Source organism: Natronococcus amylolyticus DSM 10524 (assembly GCF_000337675.1).
GTDB lineage: Archaea > Halobacteriota > Halobacteria > Halobacteriales > Natrialbaceae > Natronococcus > Natronococcus amylolyticus.
In genome coordinates, this window is sequence record NZ_AOIB01000030.1 from 1 (window position 1) to 11,543 (window position 11,543).

The 11,543-nt window shown below is 51.1% G+C and carries 9 protein-coding genes and 2 pseudogenes; 5 read left to right on the forward strand and 6 right to left on the reverse strand.

All coding sequences use genetic code 11. From position 1 onward, the window contains the following. A partial coding sequence (locus C491_RS14960; protein WP_005557767.1) for an electron transfer flavoprotein subunit alpha/FixB family protein occupies positions 1 to 408 on the forward strand: 408 nt, incomplete at its 5' end. A 128-nt stretch (positions 409 to 536) separates the two neighbouring features. On the opposite strand, the gene C491_RS14965 is transcribed toward C491_RS14960, so the two are convergent. The 4 genes and pseudogenes from C491_RS14965 to C491_RS14975 all read right to left on the reverse strand — a co-directional run bounded on the left by C491_RS14965 (position 537) and on the right by C491_RS14975 (position 7,029). Further along, positions 537 to 1,763, reverse strand: coding sequence for a tyrosine-type recombinase/integrase (locus tag C491_RS14965; protein WP_005557769.1), 1,227 nt, complete (start codon positions 1,761 to 1,763; stop codon positions 537 to 539). A gap of 283 nt (positions 1,764 to 2,046) precedes the next feature. After that, positions 2,047 to 2,291: pseudogene (locus C491_RS24270) on the reverse strand (acyl-CoA dehydrogenase); the annotation flags it as partial. Between the two features lie 824 nt (positions 2,292 to 3,115). After that, positions 3,116 to 4,405, reverse strand: a pseudogene (locus C491_RS14970) (orc1/cdc6 family replication initiation protein). Positions 4,406 to 5,064: 659 nt separating this feature from the next. Then, complete coding sequence (locus C491_RS14975) at positions 5,065 to 7,029, reverse strand: archaea-specific SMC-related protein (protein WP_049892094.1); 1,965 nt, start codon at positions 7,027 to 7,029, stop codon at positions 5,065 to 5,067. Positions 7,030 to 7,226: 197 nt separating this feature from the next. Here C491_RS14975 and C491_RS14980 point away from each other — a divergent pair, with 197 nt between their 5' ends. Then, complete coding sequence (locus tag C491_RS14980) at positions 7,227 to 7,520, forward strand: hypothetical protein (protein ID WP_005557772.1); 294 nt, start codon at positions 7,227 to 7,229, stop codon at positions 7,518 to 7,520. Between the two features lie 257 nt (positions 7,521 to 7,777). On the opposite strand, the gene C491_RS14985 is transcribed toward C491_RS14980, so the two are convergent. Continuing rightward, positions 7,778 to 8,641 (reverse strand): hypothetical protein, encoded by an 864-nt coding sequence (locus C491_RS14985; protein WP_152421347.1) that lies wholly within the window; start codon positions 8,639 to 8,641, stop codon positions 7,778 to 7,780. 415 nt (positions 8,642 to 9,056) lie between these two features. Here C491_RS14985 and C491_RS21910 point away from each other — a divergent pair, with 415 nt between their 5' ends. From C491_RS21910 to C491_RS14995, 3 genes are all read left to right on the forward strand, one after another. Then, a complete protein-coding gene (locus tag C491_RS21910) occupies positions 9,057 to 9,350 on the forward strand; it encodes a helix-turn-helix domain-containing protein (RefSeq protein WP_005557775.1) in 294 nt (97 codons plus the stop codon). 88 nt (positions 9,351 to 9,438) lie between these two features. Then, a complete protein-coding gene (locus C491_RS14990) occupies positions 9,439 to 9,999 on the forward strand; it encodes a TATA-box-binding protein (protein ID WP_005557777.1) in 561 nt (186 codons plus the stop codon). A 254-nt stretch (positions 10,000 to 10,253) separates the two neighbouring features. Next, complete coding sequence (locus tag C491_RS14995; RefSeq protein ID WP_005557779.1) at positions 10,254 to 10,829, forward strand: FxLYD domain-containing protein; 576 nt, start codon at positions 10,254 to 10,256, stop codon at positions 10,827 to 10,829. Positions 10,830 to 10,844: 15 nt separating this feature from the next. On the opposite strand, the gene C491_RS15000 is transcribed toward C491_RS14995, so the two are convergent. Then, positions 10,845 to 11,342 carry a helix-turn-helix domain-containing protein gene (locus C491_RS15000; protein WP_049892096.1) on the reverse strand — a complete coding sequence of 166 codons (498 nt, stop codon included), beginning with the start codon at positions 11,340 to 11,342 and terminating at the stop codon, positions 10,845 to 10,847. Between the last annotated feature and the right edge of the window lie 201 nt (positions 11,343 to 11,543).

An 11,543-nucleotide genomic window follows, 5' to 3' on the forward strand; every position in this document is an offset into this window, starting at 1 on the left:
GAGGAGGAGAACCTCGAGCTCATCGAGGAGCTGGCCGACGCCCTCGACGCGACGGTCTCCTCGTCGCGACCGATCGTCGACAACGGCTGGCTCCCCAAGAACCGTCAGGTCGGTCAGTCCGGGAAGGTCGTCACGCCCGACGTCTACATCGCGATCGGGATTTCGGGCGCCGTCCAGCACGTCGCCGGCATGAAAGGGTCCGAGACGATCGTCGCGATCAACACCGANGACGTCTACATCGCGATCGGGATTTCGGGCGCCGTCCAGCACGTCGCCGGCATGAAAGGGTCCGAGACGATCGTCGCGATCAACACCGATCCCAACGCGCCGATCATGGACATCGCCGACTACGCGATCCACGACGACCTCTTCGACGTCGTCCCCGCGCTGACCGAAGAGTTCCAGTAGATCGACGATCTTCAGGACGTGTTGATTAGTAAAACAAATCGAAACTTCCTATCTTTCCGCAACAGCTGTTAGCCACCACTCTCTTTCCTAGCCGTGGCAGCGACTCGTCGAGGAATCCTCGGCCTAAGTCATGGCTGTGTCTCAAATATGTCCGATAATCGCTCGCCCATAAATTCACGCCGGTACTTCCGGCGCTCGGCTTCCGAGAGGTAGTTTTCCAAGACAACGTTCGCATCGGAGCTTCCCTGGTCGCCCGCGATCACGTCGAGATTCTCGAGCAGTTGCCTCTGCGCATCCATGTACGTCGTATACCAGAACCGCCGACCCATCTTCGAGGTCGGCGTCTCTCCACGAACAGTGACGCCGGCGCGACTCGAGAGTCGCTGAAATCGTGATTGGACTGTTTCACCGACGATATGGCCACTTGAGGAGGCCGTCGAAGGGAACAGATACCCGTTCCATTCGTCGTCTTGAGCACGGAGTGCGTCAATGTGATCCGACAGTTGCTCACGACCATAGACTAGCGCAACCGTCCCCGGACCGTTCTTTCGCTCCTTAAAGTAGATATGTGGATCTTCGCCCTCGAGTACCATCTGAGAAACGTGCAACGACGCGACTTCGTTCCGTCGGAGGCCCCACGCACACAGCGCGAGTACGAGCAGTTCCTCCTCAGAACTCTCGGCAGCTCCGTATAGTCGCCGGACGTCCTCGCTCGAGAGCGGCTGGTTGTCTTTTTCCTCGCGATTCCAGTTGTACTCTTCACTAATTCTCGAAGCCGGGTTGAAAGCGGCAATCGCCCGACGCTCGAGGTGACTGTAGAACTGGTTGACGTCGCTCAGATACCGTTGCTTCGAGGCGTCAGTCCCGAGCTCGACGTCGAGTTCGTCGAACACAACGAGAACGCGTCGAATTTCGGCCGCCCGTTCGGCGGTGTCAACGACGCGGGCCACGAGATTGGCCTGGCCGTGGAGTCTATCGTAGAGTTGCACATAGGTCGCAAGCCGGGACCGCTTCGTTGCAACCGTGGTATCGGCGAGACCTTGCCGGCGCTCGAGCGTCCGGATGAACGACTCGAGTTCCTCAGTAGTGGTTTCATCATCGACACCCCACGGATACCCTTCCTCAGATTCCTCTACATAGCCCACAAACGCGAGAAATTCCGAGAAGGTCATCTCGTGGTGCTCTCGGAGCGTGTAAGTGAGCCCGCCGTAGCCGACGTCGAGTAGGTCCTGATAAGTGGGTTTGTCCTCGAGATCGTGGCCAGCCCGTTGCAGCTCGAATCCGATTTCGGCGTTCCAGAACTCGCGGAGTTCCTCGAGAGATTTGTGCGACCACTGGATCTGCTCGCTACTCACGCGACATCGCCTCGAGTAACCCACTTCCTCGAGATTGTGGTGGTTCTAAGAGCATCATTTTTGTACGATTCACTACTCATGACACTCACTAAAACCTATCGTGTAGTTAGTTGTCGCAGACAACCAGATACACAGAATAGGTGTCATATATGAGTATAGCATTGTAGATTCTATGTATCTATATGAGTATGCCTGCCTCTGCAGAAAATGCTAATCAGGGTCCAACAGGTCCAAAGCGTTCGATCACGAGGAAAATGGTAATCGGTATGCTCGCTATCAAAAGTCAGTCGAGTAATCCAAATCCCTCATCGCGCATTAGTTCAGCCACATCTTCTGGGTTCTCAAATGCATACTTTAGGGCGAATTCTCTCGCATCTGTTTTGGAACCTCGTCTGTTTCGAGAGCGTCAGCAAGGATATTCCGAAATTCGGACTCTTGATCGCTTACTTCCGACCTCAGATGAACCTCGAGCCGATTGTCTCGTTCGTCTCCAACATTGGACCGACAGACAAAGTATGGGTATTCGTGTGGAGTATATAATATCGTGGTTTCGGAAATCGTAGTTTCAGAAATCGTAACTTCTATATTTGATTGTGCTGAGATATGGTCTAATGATAAGCCACGAGTTGCAGCGTTCTCCTCAAGACAGGAAGGTACCTCTATCTTTTGCACAGAGCCATACAGCTGTAGACTAGAACGAGGTGAAAATAAGTGTCCTTTAGAGAGCGTCGAGTTCAGGTTTTAAAGTAAAGAGGTGCCTATAGATGAGGACTCACTATTATATTTGAGGTGATCCAGTAAGAGAGATTGGATCCTCGGAGAATAAAGCACTCTCTCCCCCCGTCATCGATGTGTAAACCACTGCAGGTAGGTGGGGATGCAAGATGTTACAACTGCAAAAGCTAGTGGAGAACACGCTATACACAGTAAAGATGGTCTCAAATGCACTAATGACGTTCTGATCTACGGTTATCTCTAGATTGGAAGCTTTTATATGATAGTGTTGTCAACGGCAGCCGCAATAGAGCTAGATAGAGGAGTTGGAGAGATTTGGCTCCAACGAGTTTGGTAATAATCCCATTCTCCATCGAGCATCTATTCCTACTGTTGTCCCTATTCTCACACCCTCTCTTCTCAATCCAACCGTTTCCATCAGCTATCAACTTCCCCTTCTTTCTGGGATTTACACTTCGATGACGGGGGGAGGGTGTCCAGAAAACATAAGGAGACCCTTTCGCTACCTCAAAGAGATTAGACGGGCAGTTACTCTAAGCCGCGACCAGGAACAGAAGTACTTACACATCGAACACGAGGGGTGTGTTCCAAAACGGCCTACGCGACCGGCTACAAATTCACTGGTTATGTAACTCCCTCGATTGGGAGTTTACAATGGTCTGTAGGAGATCCTCTTGATCGCCTATTGCTTCTAATCGAGTGTTGTCAACAATTCTCTTCATCATTGCTTTAGGATCTCCTGTGAAAGTGAATTCCATGTACATCCCGCCACCTCGTCCCCGGCTTTTCCGCGAACTCGAAATAAGTCCATACGTAGAGAGCTCTTTCACGTACTTCACGTATGTCTCGCGGGTCATCTGATCAGCATCAAGTTCGTCAGTGATCCACCGATAAACATTGAACCCGACCGGACTTGGTACAGAGTTTCGGGAACGATTCGAATGACAGGCAACTGCAGCAGTCGCGTACAGAGAGATCTTCTTTTGGGTCGTCAAACCCTCTACAAGCTTCAGCGAGCGATCTTTGTCGATCTCTTCTTGGGACTCACGTACGTGACTCTCGGTAACTTCCCCGTCGCCCCATTCATCCGCGAGATCGCCAGCACCACGGAATAAATCAATTGCTTTTCGAGCGTCTCCGTGGCTCTGTGCTGCAAATGCCGCCACAAGCGGGATCACGTCACTTGTGAGTGCATTTTGTCGAAATGCATCGCGACGATTCTCGAGGATTTCGCGCAACTGCGTGGCATCGTAATCGGGAAAGTAGACGTCCCGAGGATTGAATGAGCTCTCAGCACGGCCGTCGATATCTTCCATGAACTTTGGGTCGTTCGTTAGCGCTGCCACTGATACACGGCCTTCAATCTCGTTCGTATTACTCGCTCGTGACAACTGGTAGAGCAGCTTTGAGTAAGCAGGTTCATCGTTTGCTCGTCGGCCAACTAGCAGATCAATTTCGTCAAGGATGAAGATGACTGAATCATAATGCTCGTTGATGAGTTTATACAGACGACGGTACTTGCGTTTCGTTGAGACACCTGTTTCTGGTACCCCAATCTCTGCATTGACGTTCTTCGCGACAGTCTGGACGAGTTCGTAGACGGCTTGATCGAGGGTGTTGATTGGCTGGCAGTTGATATTGACCACTCCAAACCGCTCACCTTTCGATTGACAGAGTTCGATGATCTGTTGCGTAACAGCCCCGATGATGAGTGATTTTCCTGTTCCGGCAGGACCATACAGCAGCATATTCGGAGGACGATTTCCCTGTAAAGTCGGTTTCAGAAATGAGACAACGGACTCAAGCTAATCGTCACGACCAACTATCCGCTCTTCATCGATGATCGTATCTGGCTCAACGAGATCTCGATTGACGAAGACTGATGCCTCTTCGTCATCGTCGAGCATGTCTCGAATCGATCGTTGAGAACTGCCGTTAGTAGATTCCTCATCCTCGTCTTGGATCGCATCTTCGGCAATGTTCTTCCGGGTGGACTCTATTTGATCTGCGTTAGCTCCAGAATGAGTATCTTCACTAAGGATAGATAGGGTCGTCTCATTCTGATCACTACCGGGCATACGTCTCCTGTACGCTGGAGCATCAAAAAGATAACTCCCGTCGATGTTTATCCGGGGCTCACAGTAGGTATACCGGTGCTATAGCCCGGTTTTCTGATCCCTACGGTTGAACCTCCTCCGAAGTATATCGAATAGAGTCCCCCCGTTATCGATGTGTAAAGGAGGGGTTGCTAAAACCGAGCCTCTGTTCTCCGACGTAGGTACCGTCACCCCCCGTTATCGAAGTGTAAGCCACACGTCTGACACTCCGTCGTCGAAGTGTAAACTGAGGGTCCAACTCCCCCTCCCCCCGTCATCGATGTGAAAACCGTCCTTGTTTTCGACCAATTTTACACAGCAATTCGTGAGTTGGAGGCTGGACTGTAGGACCCGGAACTCAGTACTCGCAGCTCACAGTGTGAATTGACAGAGTAGATTAGCACTCCAAAGCGTTCTGGCATCGTCTAAGAGGACACTCGGATAGTAACACAGAGAGCGGCAGCGGATAATTAGATCTCGGTCACTGTCTCATGCTCTCCCTCGAGTGCTTGTGCGTCTTCCTCAAGTAGCGCAACCGTAAGATACGGCGCGTACGACTCGAAGTACTCCACAACGGTTGCAATACGTTCGGAATCGATTGCCTCGAGCGAATCCAGTAGCATGAATGGAACGGTCTCATGAACATCGTGAACGAGATATCCTGCAAGCGCAAAGACGAGCCCGGTAACTTCGCGTTCGCTCTCGCTGAGGTGGTTAATCGAATCTTCGTAGGCTGCTCCGTCATCAGTACTACGGACGATCTTGAGATCGAACGACGATTTCGTTACCTTACGTCGGCCTTCGCGAACGTCGCGTGTTGTCTGATCGATCCAGATCCGCTCGAGATTGCTGTACTCGAGGATCTCCAACAGGCGCTCCATGTGCTCGTTGAACTCCTCGACTGCACTGTCTTCGATTTGATCGATACGGGTTCGAAGATCGGCTAACTCTTCGGTTGTCTTTTCACGACGATCCTGAAGCCCCTCGCGGTCATCGAGTCGTTCTTCGATTGACGCGATTTTGTCTTCGACGTCATCGCGCTTGCTTTCCTTTCGTTCGATCTCGAACTCGAGCTGGTTGACTTCTCGGTGTTGCTCGAGGATATCCTCGGAGTCGTCGGTCTCGAGGTTATCGATCTCAGCCTCGAGTTCAGTAATCTCCTCTGTGAAGGCCTCTCGATCATCTGTGAGATCTTCAACGCGGTCACGCCGGCGCTCGATTTCCTCATCGATCGACTCGAGACGGCGATTGGCTCGCTGATACTCGGAGCGATTCTCCTCGATTTCATTGAGCGTCGCTCGTTTCTCCTCGAGTTCGTCATTGATCTCCGAACGCTCGTTGAGTCGGTCCTCGTATACAGACTGGAGCTGGTCGATTGTAGTTTCGATTTGGTCGGTGGCGACCGAGGAACCACAGGTCCAACACGTGACCGTCTCCGAATCGGCATCGGAGAGGAGTTGATCGGTGACAGGACCGTCGTTGTTGTCCGCCTCGCCACCAAGGAACTCTCCAGGATCCTCTAGTAGTTGTTCGTTGAACTGGATCGTCCGCTGAAGCTGCGAAATTTCTTCGTTGAGTTCGTTTTTCTCCGTCTGGAGTGTCTCGATTTCAGCTTCTAAACGACCGAGATTCGCTTCTCCACCTGCCTGTAGCTCCTCGAGATCAGCTTCGACGTCCTCGTGCTCGTTTTCCAGCGCCTCGATGCTCTCGCGTTCGGTCTCGATCCGGTTGCGAACTCGTTCGAGTTCCGAGCGCGTGTCCCGAAGCTCATTGAGTTTCTCATCGAGTTCGGATTGTTCTTCACGCCGGGTTTCGACGTCAGTATTCGCGGCCTCGAGTTCTTCCTCGGCACTTTCGAGTTCGTCGTGAAGTTCTTCGATTTCGTCGATTAGTCGCGTTCGCTTGGCCTCGAGATCGGGAAGTTGATTCTCGAGATTATCGAGTTCGTTGAGTTCACTGTCGATTTGGTTTTTCCGCTGCTCGAGTTGCTGGATTTCAGCTTTGATCGCATTAGTATCGACCGGCCGCATGATCAGATCACGTAGATCGTCGCCGCGAGCAACAGCCTGGCGAGCTTCGTTTGACTCGAGCAGGAACGCAAACAGATCCGCGATCTCCGGATCGTCGAGATACGGATCGCCTTCAGTAACGATCGTTCCGTTCCGTCGGTGAAGCGTCTGCTGGTAGGTTTCTTCACCGAACTCGAGAAGGGCTTGGCCCTCTTTGCTGTCCGCTTTGAGGCTCGCTTGGTCGCTGCCGAGTGCCGCCATGATTCCCTGGAGCAGCGACGTCCGATTTGTTGCGTTGCGACCGGAGAGAACGGTCACTCCCTGTTCGAACGACACCTCTGTTTCGTCGATGCCACCGATGTTACTGACGGAGAGGGTTGCTTGTTCGGGCGGAGATTGTTCCGTAGCGTGCTGGCTTGTTCCCATAGTGATAGACAATTGGTCCGTAGGTAGGTATTTATTGGTTAGCCAGCAATATGATACATCTCAGCGCTTCTCTGGGATTTGGAGGCCACTTTGGTGTAGAATTGAATCTACTTTGTCTGGAATATGCCCAACATCTTCGCACGTGCAGCGAATTAACCAACAAGGCTAAGAAAACCCCGCCGTTGGTTAATCCATAGATGTCCGATCCGCCACAGTACATCCTCGAGGGCCTCGAAAAGCAGTCACCAGAGACGCTCCGAGAGATCGCGCAGATCGCTACCGAGATGGCGGAGAAAAAAGAGCGTCAGCTCGAAGCAGAACTCGAGGACGAGAAGGTCGCTGATCGGCCAAAGGATCTCGATCGCGATGATGCACCAATCAGTGCGACACTGACTACAAAGAAAATCAACGGGAACCAGTACTACTACTGGCAGTGGCGAGAGGGAGAGAAAATCAAATCAGAATATATTCGGCCGGTTGATGCAAAATAGTCGTTGTTCCTCAGTTGGCAGTCTCAACAACACTGCTGCTCCGCGCAGCTATTGAAGAAGCCACCAGAGAGATTACGGTGTCGTAATCTCGCCTAGGCACATAGCGTAATCAGCGAGTGGACTATCTTTCACGACTCCATTTTGAGTAGTGAAAGAGTAGTAGATATACCCCACCGTAGCCGACCCAAAATAACAACATCGGACCCAAGGCAATTTACCTCAAGTCTTCATCTAGGCATCAGCCCGGACCGGATAAGTCAGTTGCTGATTACGGTTGTCTCTTGGTCGGTGATTACGACACCGTAATCACTAGGTGAAGACTGCTTATCGGGTTCTTGAGCCGCTCGGTCTTCAGCCTCATCACGCTTTTTCCTTGCGCTTACGGTCTCATTCTCGGTGTTTACAGTGCCGTAATCTGTTGACTCAATGCTTTCCGTGACTTCTTGAGTGTACTCGACCCATGCACCCCGATCAATCACGAGTCGGTTAGTTTTCGCAGAATCATCGAACTCCATGATCTCGCTTCCGAACTCTCCAACGAATTTCATCACACGCCGGATTGTGTTTGTGTTCGGATTTTTAACGTCGAGCCGTCGAGAAAGCTTAGGCGTCGCAATCTCCCTCTCGAGGATATCTTTGATCTTGGTCGAAGGGAGCACAAGTTTCCTACTGTTCGAGTGTGCGTACTGCCCGAGATATGGAAAGAGACGGGCAGCGATCTCCTGGTTTTCACTAAGATTGTGTTCACTTGGGTGTAGATTCTGAACCGACAGGTACGCGTTGTGTAGTGGGAGCAAGTCCGATGGATCCACATCAGTGTCAGCATTTGCGATGACCTCTCCGGGATCAACCTCACCACGTTCGATGTTAGTGATCCGACCTTCGAGCTGCTTTACGACTTGTTTTCGATTACGGAGCATCTTCCCGACTGGCAGGTTACGAATCCAGAGATTCTCCATTGCGTTGTCTTCACCACGAATCTCTATCTGGCATTCGAGCTCATCGATCCGATCATCTTTCTGTTCGAGCGTATGCTCAAGTGTGTCGACTCGTTGCTCAAGCTCCTGTACATCTTCGAGTAGCTGTGCGATAGCGGAATCAGCTCTTTGGGTCTCGTCCAATTGGCTCGTTCTCATCACAATTTCGATTGGCCTGGCGACGCCCGAAGGCGCCACTCCGGATACTGAAAACCATCGTTGTGGCCAGCAGCCTTTTTAGATTGGAGCGAATGGGATTGAGTGCTCATCTCGGTCCTTTTCACCAGAGTTGTGTTCTTTAGTATATACTGCGCCTCTCCTGCTCCGCGTCTTGGTGCCTAATAGCCTGTACTGCTCTGCAGATCGGCAGCAGTTGGTCGAAATATCTGTTCGCTAGTGTTAACGAGTGCAACCATTCCTAATTTACCTGCTACAGCTCGTACTATCAGATCTACTCTACTTATAACTTTGGCAATGAAGACTATCAAATTAATACTCTACTCTTCTTAAAAGTCACTGACCGATATAATTATAGGGATATAGTATCATACTGTCACTAATGCGTCTGCAGGCTGACTGGATGGTAAACACTGATGAGTTGCTTCTTGAGTTCCTCGAAGAGACTGGTTTAGCACTTCCACCGCGAGTGATGGCATACAACATCAAGACACGATATAACCGCCAAATTTCGTATTCGACGATCAATCGTCGTCTGAAACATCTGAAGGAATCGGGTTTAGTGGAAAAGGAGTATGAGTCAGGCGGATTTTACTCGATAAGCGATGATGGAAGTTCGTATCTGAATGGCGATCTCGATGCTAGTGAACTCGAATATGATGTAGATAGAGATTGAGAACCACCCTCAAATTATCGAGACCTCCTGGCTGCAGAAGCCATACAGGCCCTGATCTTTATGTAATTTAAGCGTAGTCTGGTAACAGATGGCTGATCCACAGGATTCTATTGAGATCGAAAACGTGGTTGCATCATCCAGTATTGGGCAAGAGCTTGACCTACAGAGTCTCGCAATGGACCTCGAGGGAGCTGACTATGATCCTGAAAACTTCCCGGGCCTCGTCTATCGTACTACAGACCCCAAATCTGCTGCCCTGATCTTCCGCTCCGGAAAGATCGTCTGTACTGGTGCCAAAAGCATCGAGAACGTCCACGAGAGCCTGAAAATTGTTTTTGAAGAACTCCGTGACCTCCAGATTGAGGTGAAGGAGGGCCCAGAAATTGTCGTTCAGAATATTGTCAGCAGTGCCGACCTCGGCCGGAATCTCAACCTCAATGCGATCGCGATTGGTCTGGGTCTCGAGAATATCGAGTATGAGCCAGAGCAGTTCCCGGGATTAGTATATCGCCTTGACGAGCCTAATGTCGTTGCTCTCCTCTTTGGCTCTGGAAAACTGGTCGTCACGGGTGGAAAGGAAGTCGACGACGCTAGACAGGCTATCGACGTAATCGTCGAACGTCTCGAGGACCTCGGCCTGCTCGAGTAGTCTCTCCCCAGTTACCAAGTGGTTTCAAGCATCCTCACTTCGAGTGTTTTGAGATCGCAGTGAGCTGCAGTGAATCACTGAAACAGCCAATGGTTGATCGCAGTTCTCAGACCTTGAATCTTCATAGCCGTATCTGCTACTGTCGAATCCTCCATTCCCCGAAGGCACTTTGGATCTGCTACCTATAGACAATACCCAAGTAACATATTCATGAGCAAAACTGAAGAAACAAGCGGTCTTACCGATTACTGATAATGGACCGCAGAGATGCACTTTTGACGCCCACCGTTGGTACGATTATTGCGCCTCTGTCGGGTTGTCTCGATTTCGCTGGTCTTCGTTCAGATAGCGATACCGATCAAGACCCAGACGGCACTGAGGAGAGGTCGGCCAACGACGATTACGAAGATGAGCAGCAGGCCGACAAACTGAACGACGGCTCCGAGGTAGATTCGAATACTGAAGCGGATGACGAATCCGATACTAACGATGAGCCACCGGATCCCGACGAAGTTGAGCAACGCGATGCAGGTGAAGATGTCCTTGAGTTCGGTGCCCTCCAGATCATCGACTACGAGGAGCAGATTGAGGAATTCGAATATGATGAGCAAGTCAGCTATATGGGAGCGGTCAAGAACGTCGGTGACAAAGCGTATGGGTCGGTGACGGTCGAAGTGAGAGTCTACGACGAAGATGGTGACGAATTAGGAAGTCACCGCGATCTAACGCCTGAACTTGAGGGCGGCGAAACGTGGCGTTTCGAGATCGCACCCCATAGCCGACCTGAGGAGATCACCAATCACGATATCGCTGTAGCGGGCAAGCAGTAAGTCAGTGAACTCACTCTAACTTTGGTCCTGATTTTGCCACTGCTCCTGAAGTAGGAGGACGTTGTCGCGGATCGCTTCGACCCATTCATCGAGCGTATTGTACTTTTCGTGGGGGTCATAGATGATACTTCGTAACTGCTCGTTTTCTTGCTCGAGTTTTTCCACACGTGCCTCGAGATCATCGAATCGGCGTCGGACTGCTCGCTCCTCGATTGGGGTCAGTTCGTATCTCTCTTGGGCTTCGTTAAGGACGTCCCGACCTCTGTTAGTAATCTGGTAGGTGTAGCCCTCTTGCGGAACTTTTCCATCAGGTCCAGTGTCAATTCGATTGACCAGATTCTGTGCCATCATCTCGCGAAGGTGGTGGTTGATCAGGCTCGAGTCGAGTTCGGTGTCCTGTGTGATCCGTGACTTCTGGACGGTACCACCTCGAGTCCGAATTGACATGAGAATCCTATGTCGCTTTGGCGAGAGGTTCTTTGCAATTTCCCACGGCTCATGATTCTGTGCCATACCTATCCGTCAATTTCTCTAGTTATAAAACCACATGTAATTACATACAATACCGAGCTACCGACTACATATAGTCCGGCTACCCCCACAACGCTAATCTCGAGCAGGCCGCGTTGGGGCTCCGCAGCTATAACCTCGAGGAACCATCAACAATACGAGAGAAGAGTGGAATACCGAGTGGGCTATAGCAGGTCAAATCTC